Below are 14,453 nucleotides of genomic sequence, written 5' to 3' on the forward strand. Positions count from 1 at the left end.
GGCCCGGCCGGAGATTCCGGGGTGTGGGCCGCCGTGTCAGGAATTGAGATAGGTGAGGACGGCGAGCACCCGACGGTGATCACCGTCGCTGGGGGACAGCCCCAGCTTCAGGAAGATGTTGCTGACGTGCTTCTCCACGGCGCCGTCGCTCACGACCAGCTGCCTGGCGATCGCCGAGTTCGTCCGGCCCTCGGCCATGAGGCCGAGGACCTCCCGCTCCCGCGGGGTGAGCCCCGCGAGCACGTCCTGCTTGCGGCTGCGCCCGAGCAACTGGGCGACCACCTCCGGGTCCAGGGCCGTACCGCCCCCGGCCACCCGCACCACCGCGTCCACGAACTCCCGCACCTCGGCCACCCGGTCCTTGAGCAGATACCCCACGCCCCGGCTGGAACCGGCCAGCAGCTCCGTCGCGTACCGCTCCTCCACGTACTGGGACAGCACCAGTACGCCGAGACCGGGGTGCGCCTTGCGCAGCTGCACCGAGGCGCGCACGCCCTCGTCGGTGTGCGTCGGCGGCATCCGTACGTCCGCCACGACGACGTCCGGCAGCTCGCCCTGCGCGTCCAGCTCGGTGATGGTCTTGATCAACGCGGCACCGTCGCCGACACCGGCCACGACCTCGTGCCCCCGGTCGGTCAGCAACCGGGTCAGCCCCTCTCGGAGCAGCACTGAATCCTCGGCGATGACCACCCGCACCCTGTCCTCCACGATCCTCGGCCCCCCACAGCCCGCCCACCGCACGGCCCGCGCGGCCCACGCCGCGTCCACGAACCCGTCCGTGTGACAGGGCCAGCATCCCAGCATTGGAGACCGAATGCGCTCGGGCAACGGGAAGAGAACGTGAACCAGGGGGTTCCGGCCGGGTCCGGCTACTCGACGGAAACGATTACCGGCCACCTTGGCCGGGGGGCTCGGTGACGCCGATCGGGGTCCTGAACGGGCACACCGTTCGGGGTCCTGGTCGGACACCCCGATCCGGGTCCGGCTGCCACATAGATCGGGTATTGGCCTGGTCCGGCACGGCTGACCTCGCTCGGCTCGGCACGGCTCGGCTCGGCACGGCTCGGCTCGGCACGGCTCGGCTCGGCACGGCTCGGCTCGGCTCGGCATGGACCGGCGCGGTCTGGCCCCGCCCAGCCCGGCCCGCCCCAGCCCGCCCAGCCCAGCCCGGAGCGGCCCGGCCCGGGCTGGCCCGGAAGGGCCGGTTCCGCCGGGACGGATCCGGCACCTTCACGCCCCGCCACCTCCGTCCAGCACGCACGGCGCCGGGCGGAGGCGGCGAGTACCGGGCGACTCAGTGGCCGGCCGCCGGCTCGCTCCGCCACGGCAGTTCCGCGGTCACCCGCGTCGGGCCTCCGTCCGGCGAGTCCACCACGAGGATGCCGTCCACGGCGTCGATCCGTTCCGCCAGGCCTGCCAGCCCCGAGCCGGCCGACACCTCCGCTCCGCCCACACCGTTGTCCACGACCTGGAGCATCAGCCGGTTCTCCACGCGCCAGACCTCCACGAAGGCCGCCGTGGCCCGCGCGTGCTTGCTGACGTTCTGCAGCAGCTCCGAGACGGTGAAGTAGGCGATGCCCTCGATCGCCGACGCCGGCCGCTCCGTCAGGTCGACCTCCACCCGCACCGGCACGGTGCAGCGTGAGGCGACCGAGGAGAGCGCCGCGTCCAGGCCGCGGTCGGTCAGGACCGCGGGGTGGATGCCCCGGGCCAGGTCCCGCAGCTCCTGGAGCGCCGTCTTCACCTCGCCGTGCGCCTCGTCCACCATGACCGCCGCCGCCCGCGGGTCCTCCCTCAGCTTCTCCTTGGCCAGGCCGAGATCCATGGCCAGGTTGACCAGGCGGGCCTGGGCGCCGTCGTGCAGGTCGCGCTCGATGCGCCGCAGGTCGGCCGCGGCGGTGTCGACCACGACCCCGCGGTCCGACTCCAGCTCCACCACCCGGGTGGCCAGCCGCGACGGCCCGAGCAGCCCGTGCACCATCACCCGGTCCACCGTCGTCAGCGCCCGGACGATCCACGGTGTCGCCAGCGTGAACAGCAGACCGACCAGCGCGGTCATGGTGATCTCGAAGGGGTTGTCCAGGTAGACCCGGTGCGTCTGGTCACCGTAGAGCTGGAGCCCGTCCTGTCCGGCGTACATCGGGAACACCCAGAACCACAGCGGGTACGTGAGCATCGCCCACCCGAACGCCCAGACGTTCACGGCGACGACGAAGGAGAACACCGACCACGGGAACTGCAGCACCGCGTACAGCAGGCTCCGCCAGGACACGCCGCTCTTCAGGACGGCCCCGATCCAGCCCATCACGCCTTGCTTCTTCATCCGCAGCGGCTCCGGGTCGGACACCCGCAGACCCAGCAGGACCCGGGCCCGCGCCCGCTCCATCGCACCGAAGCCCCGGCAGCCCGCCAGCGCCGCCGCCAGCACCGGCACGCCCAGGAACGTCACCAGCAGCCCCGCTCCCAGGGAAATCATCGTGACGGCGTAGGTGAAGAGCAGGATGCCGATCGGCAGGCTCAACAGCACGTAACCGAACTCCCGCCAGCTGCGCGCCTCGAACGGCGCACGCAGCCCCGCCGGCAGCCGGTGGCGTCGCGCGGGGGTGTCCTCGGGAAAGCCGGACCCGCTCCCGAACCCGTAACTGTGTCCGTAATCCGTGGCCATCGGTGCCGTCCTTCTCCTCGTCCTACGGCTGTGCTGTCGTAACTCCACCCTGATCGACCGCCCGCCCACGGGCCATGGAGCCCGTCGGCGTCTCGAGAGGGGGGTTTTCCCCACCCCGGGCGTGTGCCGGCCCGTGCGGCGTGCTCCTTCAGCGCCCGCGGGAAGCGCCGGAAGTGCCGGAAGCACGCGCGGTGGCGTCGTCGCCGGTGCGGTCGCGCCACGGCAGCTCGGCGGTCACCGTCGTCGGACCGCCCTCGGGTGAGTCGACGACGAAGAGACCGTCGACGGCGCTCAGCCGGTCGGCCAGCCCCTTCATCCCCGTACCGCCCTCAAGGCGGGCACCTCCGCGGCCGTCGTCGCTCACCTGTATGAGCAGCCGGTCGGAGGACCGCCACACCTCCACGGCGGCGGACTTCGCCCGGCTGTGCTTGCTGACGTTCTGCAGCAGCTCCGAGACGGTGAAGTAGGCGATGCCCTCGATGGCCGCGGCAGGGCGCTCCATGAGGTCGACGGTCACCCTGACCGGCACGGTGCAGCGTGAGGCGACCGAGGAGAGCGCCGCGTCCAGGCCGCGGTCGGTCAGGACCGCGGGGTGGATGCCGCGGGCCAGGTCCCGCAGCTCCTGCAGGGCCAGCTTCACCTCGCCATGTGCCTCGTCGACCATGGCCGCCGCCGCGTCGGGATCCTCCAGCAGCTTCTCCTTCGCCAGGCCCAGCCCCATGGCCAGGTTGACCAGGCGGGCCTGGGCGCCGTCGTGCAGGTCGCGCTCGATGCGCCGCAGGTCGGCCGCGGCCGTGTCGACCACGATGCCCCGGTCCGACTCCAGCTCGGCGATCCGCCGCTCCAGCTCGTCGGAGGGGGAGAGCAGCGCCCGCACCATCGCCCGGTCCGCGTTGGCCAGGCCCCGCGCGATGAACGGCAGCACCGGCCACAGCACGAACAGCGAGGTCAGCGTGGTGACGAAGGTGAGAATGCCCCAGGGAAGCCGTATGAAGTCGTACAGGACGGTGCGCCAGCCCACCGGGTCCTTCAGCGCCATCCACAGCTGGGGGAAGAAGCCGCCCCCGCCGCGCAGCGGAAGCCGGCTCGGCTCGTCCACCCGCACCCCGAGCAGTGCCCGGGCCCTGGCCCGCTCGAGCTTGCCCAGCTGCCGCGCGCCCATCAGTCCCGCGGCCAGCAACGGGAATCCGATCACCGTGACCGTCAGCCCGACACCGGTGAACAGCATCGTCACCACGTACACGAATCCGAGCAGCGACGCCGGGAGGTTCGCCAGCAGGTGGGCGATCTCCAACCAGGTGTGCCGGTCGTAGGCGAAACGGGCCGGCGGCGGGCGGTCGCCGGGGGCGGCGCCGGTGTTCCCGCGAGGCGTCGGTGTCGAAAGGCGTTCGGTCATACGAGTCAGCGTGCCGTGCCGCGCGACGCCGCGCCATGAGGTGTACCGCCAGGACGCACTGAGGAAAACCCCACCCTCGGACCCACCCCCGGGGACCGCCCTCGGGACGCACCCCCGGATTCACCCCCGGGACCCACCTCCCGGAGCCCGCCCCGTGTCCCAAGGTGTGACGGGCTGCTTACCGTCTCTTTATCAGGCCCTAGACTCCCGTGCGTACAGATCGTCGGACAGCAGCGTTCGGGACAGGGAGCGCGGGGAGCGAGGGACGGACGTGCCGGAACCGACCGTCGGCCTTGCGGCTGACTACTTCCAGTCCTACTCGGTCGTCGGACTGCTCGCCGTCGTCGGCGTGCTCTTCGTCGCCGTCGCCTTCGGAGCCGGGCGCCTGCTGCGGCCCGTGGTCCCGACGCCCGAGAAGCTGCTGACGTACGAGTGCGGTGTCGACCCCGTCGGCGAGGGCTGGGCCCACACCCAGGTCCGCTACTACGTCTACGCGTTCCTCTACGTCATCTTCGCGGTCGACTCGATCTTCCTCTTCCCCTGGGCGACGGTCTTCGCCGATCCTGGTTACGGAGCGACGACCCTCGTGGAGATGTTCATCTTCCTCGGCTTCCTCGCCGTGGGCCTGCTCTACGCATACAAGAAGGGCGTCCTGTCGTGGACGTGAACCCTGCCGAGAATCCTGTCGGGAACCCCGCCGAACCCGTGCTGCTCCCCGAACCCAAGCGGCTCGGCGCGCTCGCACGCCTCGCCCCCGAGCCGATGAAGGTCGTCCTGAACTGGGGCCGCCGGTACTCCCTGTGGGTCTTCAACTTCGGTCTCGCCTGCTGCGCCATCGAGTTCATCGCCGCCTCGATGGCCCGCCACGACTTCATCCGGCTCGGCGTCATCCCCTTCGCGCCGGGCCCCCGCCAGGCCGACCTGATGGTGGTGTCCGGCACGGTGACCGACAAGATGGCGCCGGCCGTCAAGCGCCTGTACGAGCAGATGCCCGAGCCGAAGTACGTCATCTCCTTCGGCGCCTGCTCCAACTGCGGCGGCCCCTACTGGGACTCCTACTCCGTGACGAAGGGCGTCGACCAGATCATCCCCGTCGACGTCTACGTCCCCGGGTGCCCGCCCCGCCCCGAGGCCCTCCTCCAGGGCATCCTCAAACTGCAGGAGAAGATCGCGCGGGAGTCGCTGGGGGAGCGGTACGCCGCATCGCACCGGCCGTCGGCGGCAGCGCTGCGGAGCGGCCTGGTCCGGCCGCCGGCGCCGGAGCCCACCGGGGACCGCGACGCGGGCACGGCTCCGGATGCGGGGGAGGGCCGATGACCGCCGTCGGCTGGCTCCCCGCCGATGCCACGGAACTCTTCGGTCCGCAGGCCGCGGCCGACGAGTCGTACGACGTCCTGACCGTGGACGTGCCGCCGGAGTCCTGGACCTCCGCCCTCGAGACCGCGCGGGACCGGCTGGGCTGCACCTACTTCGACTGGCTGAGCGCGGTCGACGAGCCGGGCACGGGCTTCCGCGTCGCGGCGCACGTCGTGGCGCTGGGACCCGTACGCCGGCTGCTGCTGCGCACGACGGTCCCGCACGAGTCCCCGGTCCTGCCCAGTGCCGTCGCGGTCTACGCGGGCGCGGCCTGGCACGAACGCGAGACCCACGAGATGTTCGGCGTCGCCTTCGAGGACCACCCCGCGCTGGACCACCTGCTCCTGCCGGAGGGCTTCGAGGGCCACCCGCTGCGGAAGGACTTCGTCCTCGCTGCCCGCGTCGCCAAGGCATGGCCGGGGGCCAAGGAACCCGGCGAGTCCGAGCACGGCGGTCCGCGTCGCCGGCAGATGCTGCCGCCCGGTGTCCCCGACCCCAACGAGTGGGGCCCGCTCAAGGGCCAGCTGCCTCCCGCTCCGGCCCGCCCGGCACGAGGACCGGGCCGCGCGACGGGGGAACGCCCGCCCCGCGCGGCGGCCGACCGTCCGGTGCGCCGTTCCCGTACGGCGGCGGAGGGCTCCGCCAGTCAGGGTGCCCCGACGCCCCGGCGGGCGCGCAGCGCGAGCGGGGGGTCCGCGTCCCAGCGGACGGGTGCGCCGGAAGCCGAGCCCACCCCGGAGACGGACACGAGCGCGGGGACCGGGCAAGCGGCTTCCGGACCGACCGCCCGGCCGCGACGCGCGCGCAGCGCCAGTGAGGGCTCCGCGTCGCAGCGAGCCACCTCCGACGCCCGTCCGTCAGAGACGGACACGCAGGCGCCCGGCCCGGCCGACGATGACCCGGGCACGGCCCCGGTTCCCGAGGCACCGGCCCCCAAGCCGCCGGTCCCCGCCGCACCGCGCAGCGCGGACGCCCCGTGGCACCACGCCCGCCCCGCCTTCGACGACGCCGAGACCGAGCCGGACGCCGGCACGGAACGGCAGCCGGACAGGACCTCGGACGAGCCGAGCACCGCGGAGGAGCGGCGGAACTCTGACGAATCGCGGAACTCTGACCAACCCCGGGACTCTGACCAACCCCGGAACTCGGAGGAGTCCCGGAACTCGGAGGAGGACGAGAACGCGGACCGGGACCAGATCCCGAACCCGAAGCCGGACCCGAACTCGAACCCGAACCGCCCGAACCCCCCAGGAGGCCCGCTGTGAACGACGCGCTCGACGTCACCCTGCGCCTCCTGGTCGTCTTCGTCGTCTTCCTCGCCCTCCCCCTGATCGTCGGCCAGACCGAGCACAAGGTCATGGCCCACATGCAGGGCCGTCTCGGCCCGATGTACGCCGGCGGCTTCCACGGCTGGGCGCAGCTCGTCGCCGACGGCGTGAAGTTCGCGCAGAAGGAGGACGTGGTCCCGGCCGACGCGGACCGCCGCATCTTCCAACTCGCCCCCGCCGTGGCCCTCCTGCCGTACCTCCTGGTCCTCCTGGCCATCCCGATCGGCCCCGGAGAGGGTGCGGTCGGCCAGGTCGTCGACGCGGGCATCTTCTTCGTCCTCGCCGTCATGGGCGTGGGCGTCCTCGGCTCCCTCATGGCGGGCTGGTCCTCCGCGAACAAGTTCTCCCTCCTCGGCGGTCTGCGTACCGCCGCCCAACTCCTCGCCTACGAGCTTCCGATGCTGCTGACCGCGGCCTCGGTGGCCATGGCGGCGGGCACCGTCTCGCTCGTCGGCATCCTCGACGCCTTCGAGTGGTGGTGGCTGCCCTGGCAGATCGTGGGCGCGATCGTCTTCTTCGTGGCCGGTCTGGCCGAGCTGCAACGCCCCCCGTTCGACATGCCGGTCGCCGACTCGGAGATCATCTTCGGTGCCTACACCGAGTACACCGGCCTGCGCTTCGCCCTGTTCCTCCTCGCCGAATACGCCGGGATCGTCGTCCTGTGCGGCCTGACCACCGTCCTGTTCCTGGGCGGCTGGCACGGCCCCTGGGGCGCCGACGGTCTCGGATGGGTGTGGACGCTGCTGAAGACGGCCGTCCTCGCCTTCGTGGTGATCTGGCTGCGCGTGACCTATCCGCGCCTGCGCGAGGACCAGCTCCAGAAGCTCTCCTGGACCCTCCTCGTCCCTCTTTCCCTCGCCCAGATCGCCCTCACCGGCATCGTCAAGGTGGTGATCCAGTAACCATGCCCCCCATCCCCGGCTCGGGTCTGGCCAAGGGCCTGGCCGTCACCCTCCGCACGATGACGAAGAAGACCGTCACCGAGCAGTACCCGGACGTCCAGCCCGACCTCCCGCCCCGCACGCGCGGCGTGATCGGCCTGTTCGAGGAGAACTGCACGGTCTGCATGCTGTGCGCCCGCGAGTGCCCGGACTGGTGCATCTACATCGACTCCCACAAGGAGACGGTCCCGGCGGCCACCCCCGGCGGGCGCGACCGCAGCCGCAACGTCCTCGACCGCTTCGCCATCGACTTCTCGCTGTGCATGTACTGCGGTATCTGCATCGAGGTCTGTCCTTTCGACGCCCTGTTCTGGTCCCCGGAATTCGAGTACTCCGAGACCGACATCCGCGACCTGACCCACGAGCGCGACAAGCTCCGCGAGTGGATGTGGACGGTGCCGGCCCCGCCCGCCCTCGACCCCGGCGCGGAGGAACCCAAGGAACTCGCCGCCGCCCGCAAGACCGCCGACAAGCTGGCCGCCCAGCAGGCGGCAACCGGCCCGGAACAGGAGGGCCGGGAATGACCCTCGCAGCGACCGTCGGTCACCTCGCCGCGGACTCCACGACCGTGGCCGCCGAATCGCAAGGCTTCCTCTCTCCGACCGGCGTCGAGATCGCCTTCCTCCTCGTCGGCCTGGTCACCTTCGGCGCCGCCGTCGTCACCGTCACCACCCGGCAGCTGGTCCACGCCGCTCTGTGGCTGGTGGTGGCCCTCGGGGGTCTCGCCGTCGAGTACCTCCTCCTCACCGCCGAGTTCATCGCCTGGGTGCAGGTCCTCATCTACGTCGGTGCCGTCGTCGTCCTCATCCTGTTCGGCCTGATGCTGACCAGGGCCCCCATCGGCCGTTCCCCGGACGCCGACTCCGGCAACCGCTGGGCCGCCCTCACGGTTGCCGTGGCCGCCGCCGCGGCCCTGGTCTGGGTCGTCGTCGACGCCTTCCGCACCACCTGGATCGACCTGGACGGCCCGGCAGCCGGCTCCACCGCCGTCACCGGAGCGAGCCTGTTCCAGAACTGGGTCCTCCCCTTCGAAGCCCTCTCGGTCCTCCTCCTCGCCGCCCTGGTCGGCGCCATCGTCCTGTCCCGCAAGACGAAGGCGGACCGCGCGACGGAAGCCGGCCGCCCGGCCGCCCCGAACAGCGCCGACAAGGGCGGTGACCGCTGATGCACCTCGCCTATCCCGCCGTCCTCTCCGTCCTCCTGTTCTGCACGGGCCTGTACGGCGTCCTCGCCCGCCGCAACGCGATCCTGATCCTGATGTCGGTCGAGCTGATGCTCAACGCCGTCAACCTCAACCTGGTCGCCTTCGACGTCTGGCTCAGCAAGACAGCCGAGGAGACCCTGCACTCCGGCCAGGCCCTGACCCTGTTCACCATCGCCATCGCGGCCGCCGAGATCGGCATCGGCCTGGCGATCGTGCTCGCCGTCCACCGCAACCGCGGCACCGCGGACATCGACAAGCTCCGCGACACCGCCGAGGGTCCCGACGGCGAGGACCACGACACGGCGGACCCCGACGCCGGTGCCTCCGCGACCGGTCCGGCCGACGAGAAGGCTGAGGCCACCGCGTGACCACGACCACCCTCGCCGTACTCGTCCCCGTCCTCCCCTTCCTCGGGGCAGCCGCCGGTCTCCTCCTGGGCCGCTCGGCGCCGGGCTTCGTCCGTCCGCTCGCCGTCCTGCCGACGCTGGCGGCCCTCGTCCTCGCCGTGGTCGTCGCGGCCCGCCAGGGCGGCGGCCGTGCCGTCGACGCCGTCACGGAGCTGACCCCCACCGGTTCGGTCCCCGTCGAACTCGCCCTGCACATCGACGGATTCGCCGCCCTCGTAGCCGTCCTGGTCGGCTGCGTCGCCACCTGCGTGCAGATCTACTCGACGGGCTACCTGCGCGACGACCCGCGCTACCCCTCGTACGCCGCTCTCGTCTCCCTGTTCACCTCCGCCATGTTCCTCGTCGTCTACTCGGGCGACCTGATGGTGCTGCTGGTCGGCTGGGAGATCATGGGCATCTGCTCGTACTTCCTGGTCGGCCACTACTGGGAGACCCCGGAGGCCCGCGCCGCCTCCCTCAAGGCATTCCTGGTGACCAAGCTCGGTGACGTCCCCTTCCTGATCGGCCTGCTGGCGCTGGCCACCGAGGCCGGCTCCTTCCGCATCACCAAGATCCTCGGCGCGGTCGCGAGCGGCTCGCTCGACCACCCGACGCTGATCGCGCTGCTGCTCCTGGCCGGTGTCGCGGGCAAGTCGGCGCAGTTCCCGCTGCACACCTGGCTCCCCGACGCGATGGCGGGCCCGACGCCCGTCTCCGCGCTCATCCACGCCGCGACGATGGTCGCGGCCGGTGTCTACTTCGTCGCCCGGCTCCTTCCGCTCTTCCAGGCCTCACAGGCCGCGATGGTCGTCCTCGCCGTCATGGCCGCCGTCACGATGCTCGGCTCGGCGCTCGCCGCACTGGCCCAGGACGACATCAAGCGCGTCCTCGCCTATTCGACGATCGGTCAGCTCGGCTACATGACCGGCGCCCTCGCCGCCGGCGACCGCGGGGCCGCCGTCTTCCACCTCCTCACCCACGGCGCCTTCAAGGCGCTGCTGTTCCTCGCCGTCGGCGTGGTCATCCACGCCGCCGGCACCAACTCGCTGGCCGCCATGTCCCGCATGCGGGGCCTGCGCGACCGCGTCCCGGACGCCTACTGGACGATGACCGTGGCGCTGCTCGCCCTGGCCGCGATCCCGCCCTTCAGCGGCTTCTTCTCGAAGGAAGCCGTCCTCGTCGTCGCCGAGCACGCCGCCACCGGCCACACCGAGCACGCGCCCGGCGCCGCGGGCTGGACCGTCCTCCTCGCCGGCCTGGTCACCGCCCTGCTCACCGCCGCGTACGCGATGCGCCTGTGGCTGCTGGCCTTCCGCGGACAGGGCGCCGAGGCTCCCGACCACGGCCGGCAGCCGGTGGTCATGAACGCCGTGCTCTGGGTGCTCGCGGTCCCGTCACTCGCGCTCGGCGGGCTCGCCTTCCGCCTCCTGCCCGACTGGTTCGACGGCCACGACCTCACCCCGACCCTCACCACCTCGGTGCTCGGCACAGGCGTGGCCCTGGTCGGCGGCATCGTCACCTACGCGGCCTGGCGCCACACCACGGCGCTCGCCGCCCGCCCGCCGCTCGGCGCGGTCGCGGCGCACCCGGAGGGCGACGCCGCGCTCGTGGAGGCCGAGGCCATCGCCAGCCACAAGCCGGCCTACGGAGACATCGCCTACGCCCCAGACCCGTCCGACCCCGGACGGCTCCTCCTGGGCCCGCTGCACCGGCACGCGGCCGTCGGCTTCCACCTGGACGCGGTGTACACGACCCTCTTCGTCCGCCCGGTACAGGCCGGCGCGAGTCTCGTGCGGTTCCTCGACCGGGAGGTCGTCGACACCTACGTACGCGCGGCGGGTGCCCTGCCTCGTGTCCTGGGAACCGCCGTACGCCGGGCCCAGACCGGCAATGTGCAGACCTATGTGAGCGCGCTGCTCGCCGGCACCGTCGTCCTCGCGGTCGCCGCCGTCCTCGTCGCCACGGGAGCGTGAGCAGGCGTGATCGATATCAACGAGTCCGTGATGCAGTTCCTTCTGGCGTTGGTCGTCGTCGGCCCGCTCATCGGCGCCGCCGCCGCTCTCCTGCCCGCCCCTCCCGGGCTGAAGGGGAAGTCACCCGACCAGGCCGTTCTGCGGCACGGCGTCACCGTCACCGGGGCCGTCCTCGTCGCCGCGATCGTCCTCGTGCTCGGCTTCGACCACGACCATCCGTCGAAGATGCAGGCCAGCACGGACATCAGCTGGATCCCCGCACTCGACGTGCGCATCCACCTCGGCATCGACGGCATCTCCCTCCCCCTGCTGGTCCTGACCGCGCTGCTGACCTTCCTCTGCGCGCTCTACTCGTACTTCAAGATGCCTTCGGGCCCGAGCCCGAAGGCGTTCGTCGCGCTGCTGCTCGTCCTGGAGTCCGGCACCCTCGCGACCTTCGCCGTCCTCGACCTGATCCTGTTCTTCCTCGCCTTCGAGATGGTCCTCGTCCCGATGTACTTCCTCATCGCCCGCTGGGGCGGCGAGGGGCGGGCCGGGGCGGCCTGGAAATTCATCCTCTACACCCTCCTCGGCTCCGTCGTCATGCTGCTCGGCCTGCTCCTGCTCGGACTCAGCGCGGGCACATTCGACATGGTGGCACTCGCCACTGACAACGGCCGGTCGCTGACCACGTCCGTGCAGGTCATCGCCGTTCTGGCGATCGGGATCGGCCTTGCGGTCAAGACCCCGATGTGGCCGCTGCACAGCTGGCTGCCCGACGCCCACACCGCCGCCCCGACCGTCGGTTCGGTCCTGCTGGCCGGCGTGCTGCTGAAGATGGGCACGTACGGGTTCGTGCGCATCCTCCTCCCGGTCGCGCCGGAGGGCTTCCGCACCTTCGCGCCCTACCTCGCCGCCTTCGCCGTCGTCGGCATCATCTACGGCTCCCTCGCCTGCCTGGCCCTCGCCAAGCAGGGCGCGAAGGGCGACCTCAAGCGCCTCATCGCCTACTCCTCCGTCGGCCACATGGGCTTCGTCCTGCTCGGCATCGCCACCATGACCCCGACCGGCGTGAACGGTGCCCTGTTCGCCAACATCGCCCACGGCCTCATCACCGGCCTGCTCTTCTTCGTCGTCGGCGCCCTCAAGGACCGCACCGGCACCACCGACCTCGACACCCTCGCCGAGGAGGCCGGCGCCGCCCTGTACGGCAAGGCACCGCGCCTCGGCGGCCTCCTCGCCTTCGCCGCCGTCGCCTCGCTCGGCCTGCCCGGCCTGGCCGGCTTCTGGGGCGAGATGCTGGCCCTGTTCGGCGCCTTCGACCCCCACGAGGACCTCAGCCGCCCCGCCTTCCTCACCTTCATGGCCATCGCCGCGTTCGGCACGCTGCTGACCGCCGCGTACATGCTGATCGTGGTCCGCCGCGTCTGCATGGGCGCCGTACCGCGCGAAGCCCCGAAGCTCACCGACGTACGCACCTACGAGTTCGCCGCCTGGACGCCGCTCGTCGCCCTCACCGTCGTCGCCGGCCTGTGGCCCAGGACCCTCCTCGGGCTGACCGACCCGGCCGTGCAGCAGCTCCTCTCAGGAGGCACCCGATGAGCTCCCCGGCCCAGCCGCTCCCCGAGACCCTGTCGCAGCCACTGGCCCAGAACCTCGTCCAGTCCGTCGACTGGCTCGCCATCGCGCCGCCCACCATCACGGCGGTCGTCGGACTCGCCGTCCTCGTCACCGACCTGTTCGTCAAGGACGCCCGCAAGTCCGTGCTCGGCTGGATCTCGGTCGCCGGGCTCGCCGCCGCCGCGCTCATGCTGCTGCCCCTGGTGAACGACGACCGCTCGACGTTCTGCCTGACCGGCGACGCCGACGTGTGCAGCTACACCGCGGACACCTTCACCCTCGCCATCCAGTTCCTGGTCCTCGGCGGCGCCCTCGTGACCGCGCTGCTCTCGGTCACCGCCGTGAAGGACGCCGACCGCGGACTGCCCGAGGGCGAGTTCTGGTTCCTGCTGCTCTCCTCCGCGGCCGGCGCCGCACTCCTGCCCGCCTCCCGCGACCTCGCGACCCTCATCGTCGCCCTGGAGGTCGCCTCCCTGCCCGCCTTCGCCCTCGTGGGCCTGCGCCAGGGCGACCGCCGGTCCTCCGAAGCGGCCCTGAAGTTCTTCCTGTCCTCGGTCACCGCCACCGCGGTCAGCCTCATGGGCATCAGCTTCGTGTACGCCTCCACCGGCACCCTCCACCTCACCCAGGTGGCCGAACGCATCCAGGACGTGGACGGGCAGCTCACCACGCTCGTCCAGACCGGCGTCGTCCTCACCCTCGTCGGCTTCGCCTTCAAGACGGCCGCCGTGCCCTTCCACTTCTGGGTGCCCGACACCTATGTGGGCGCGCCCCTGCCGATCGCCGCCTACCTGTCCGTGATCGGCAAGGCGGTCGGATTCTCCGGCCTGATCCTTGTCACGGTCATCGCCCTCCCGTCCTACGCCGACGTCTGGGGACCGGCCCTCGCGGTCCTGGCCGCGCTCACCATGACCGTCGGAAACGTCGGCGCCCTGCGCCAGCAGGCCACGCGCGCGTACAGCGCGGTACGCCTGCTCGCCTGGTCGTCCGTCGGGCAGGCCGGCTACCTCCTGGTGCCGATCGCCGCCGCCGCGTACTCCGACGACCCGGAACGCTCGATCGGCTCCACGGTCGCCTACGCCCTCATGTACGCCGCGGTGAACCTCGGCGCCTTCGCGGTGGCCGCCCTCGTGGGCCGTACGCGGACCCTGAACCGCGTCGCCGACTACCGCGGCCTGTACGCGGCCAACCCGCTCACCGCCCTGCTCCTGGCCTTCTTCCTGCTCTGCCTCGCCGGACTGCCGCCCGGCGTCATCGGCCTCTTCGCCAAGGTCACGGTGTTCTCCGCGGCCGTGGACGCCGGGCTCGGCTGGCTGGCCGTCGTCATGGCGGTCAACGTCGCCATCGCGCTGTTCTACTACCTCCAATGGACGGCCCTGCTGTTCCGGGCTCCCGAGGAGGCGGCCGCCGGACACCGCGTCCCGGCGCCCCTCACGGCCGCGATCACCGTGACCGCGGTCCTCGCCGTCGCCCTCTCGGGCGCCCCCCAGCTGATCCTGCGCTTCGCCGACACCGGCCTCTTCTGAACAGCGGCCGCCTCCCGCCCAGCCCCAGCGGGAGGCGCCGCAGCGCACGCGAGCGGGGCCACGCCTGCCACCCGCGCGT

At 71.9% G+C, this 14,453-nt stretch carries 13 protein-coding genes; 10 read left to right on the top strand and 3 right to left on the bottom strand.

All coding sequences use genetic code 11. The features are described from left to right. Nucleotides 1–36: 36 nt before the first annotated feature. From ACFW47_RS06105 to ACFW47_RS06115, 3 genes are all read right to left on the bottom strand, one after another. Nucleotides 37–696 (bottom strand): LuxR C-terminal-related transcriptional regulator, encoded by a 660-nt coding sequence (locus tag ACFW47_RS06105; protein WP_386305231.1) that lies wholly within the window; start codon nucleotides 694–696, stop codon nucleotides 37–39. Between the two features lie 598 nt (nucleotides 697–1,294). Beyond that, nucleotides 1,295–2,665 carry a sensor histidine kinase gene (locus tag ACFW47_RS06110; RefSeq protein WP_386281680.1) on the bottom strand — a complete coding sequence of 457 codons (1,371 nt, stop codon included), beginning with the start codon at nucleotides 2,663–2,665 and terminating at the stop codon, nucleotides 1,295–1,297. A gap of 148 nt (nucleotides 2,666–2,813) precedes the next feature. Then, complete coding sequence (locus tag ACFW47_RS06115) at nucleotides 2,814–4,061, bottom strand: sensor histidine kinase (protein ID WP_386281678.1); 1,248 nt, start codon at nucleotides 4,059–4,061, stop codon at nucleotides 2,814–2,816. Between the two features lie 271 nt (nucleotides 4,062–4,332). Between ACFW47_RS06115 and ACFW47_RS06120 the strand changes: the two genes are divergently transcribed. From ACFW47_RS06120 to ACFW47_RS06165, 10 genes are read left to right on the top strand one after another with little or no spacing between them, the layout of a single operon-like run. Next, the gene (locus ACFW47_RS06120; protein WP_217170232.1) at nucleotides 4,333–4,728 is read left to right on the top strand and encodes an NADH-quinone oxidoreductase subunit A; all 396 of its coding nucleotides are present in this window, start codon (nucleotides 4,333–4,335) and stop codon (nucleotides 4,726–4,728) included. Continuing rightward, the gene (locus ACFW47_RS06125) at nucleotides 4,719–5,378 is read left to right on the top strand and encodes an NADH-quinone oxidoreductase subunit B (protein ID WP_386304986.1); all 660 of its coding nucleotides are present in this window, start codon (nucleotides 4,719–4,721) and stop codon (nucleotides 5,376–5,378) included. The genes ACFW47_RS06120 and ACFW47_RS06125 overlap by 10 nt, the downstream gene beginning before the upstream one ends. Continuing rightward, on the top strand, nucleotides 5,375–6,682 hold the full coding sequence (locus ACFW47_RS06130) for an NADH-quinone oxidoreductase subunit C (protein ID WP_386304988.1): 1,308 nt from the start codon (nucleotides 5,375–5,377) through the stop codon (nucleotides 6,680–6,682). Before ACFW47_RS06125 ends, ACFW47_RS06130 begins: the two co-directional genes overlap by 4 nt. Continuing rightward, on the top strand, nucleotides 6,679–7,647 hold the full coding sequence (locus tag ACFW47_RS06135) for an NADH-quinone oxidoreductase subunit H (RefSeq protein WP_386304989.1): 969 nt from the start codon (nucleotides 6,679–6,681) through the stop codon (nucleotides 7,645–7,647). Before ACFW47_RS06130 ends, ACFW47_RS06135 begins: the two co-directional genes overlap by 4 nt. 2 nt (nucleotides 7,648–7,649) lie before the next feature. Then, on the top strand, nucleotides 7,650–8,210 hold the full coding sequence (locus ACFW47_RS06140) for a NuoI/complex I 23 kDa subunit family protein (protein WP_386281668.1): 561 nt from the start codon (nucleotides 7,650–7,652) through the stop codon (nucleotides 8,208–8,210). Beyond that, nucleotides 8,207–8,851: an NADH-quinone oxidoreductase subunit J gene (locus ACFW47_RS06145; RefSeq protein WP_386304990.1), complete on the top strand. Its 645-nt coding sequence runs from the start codon at nucleotides 8,207–8,209 to the stop codon at nucleotides 8,849–8,851. The genes ACFW47_RS06140 and ACFW47_RS06145 overlap by 4 nt, the downstream gene beginning before the upstream one ends. Beyond that, complete coding sequence (gene nuoK / locus ACFW47_RS06150) at nucleotides 8,851–9,258, top strand: NADH-quinone oxidoreductase subunit NuoK (protein WP_386281664.1); 408 nt, start codon at nucleotides 8,851–8,853, stop codon at nucleotides 9,256–9,258. The genes ACFW47_RS06145 and nuoK overlap by 1 nt, the downstream gene beginning before the upstream one ends. Then, nucleotides 9,255–11,249, top strand: a complete 1,995-nt coding sequence (locus ACFW47_RS06155; RefSeq protein ID WP_386304992.1) for an NADH-quinone oxidoreductase subunit L — start codon at nucleotides 9,255–9,257, stop codon at nucleotides 11,247–11,249. Before nuoK ends, ACFW47_RS06155 begins: the two co-directional genes overlap by 4 nt. Before the next feature lie 6 nt (nucleotides 11,250–11,255). Then, a complete protein-coding gene (locus ACFW47_RS06160; protein WP_386304993.1) occupies nucleotides 11,256–12,830 on the top strand; it encodes a NuoM family protein in 1,575 nt (524 codons plus the stop codon). Beyond that, nucleotides 12,827–14,374: an NADH-quinone oxidoreductase subunit N gene (locus tag ACFW47_RS06165; protein WP_386304994.1), complete on the top strand. Its 1,548-nt coding sequence runs from the start codon at nucleotides 12,827–12,829 to the stop codon at nucleotides 14,372–14,374. The genes ACFW47_RS06160 and ACFW47_RS06165 overlap by 4 nt, the downstream gene beginning before the upstream one ends. Nucleotides 14,375–14,453 lie beyond the last annotated feature (79 nt).

The sequence above is a fragment of the Streptomyces sp. NPDC058796 genome, assembly GCF_042745235.1.
Taxonomy (GTDB): domain Bacteria; phylum Actinomycetota; class Actinomycetes; order Streptomycetales; family Streptomycetaceae; genus Streptomyces.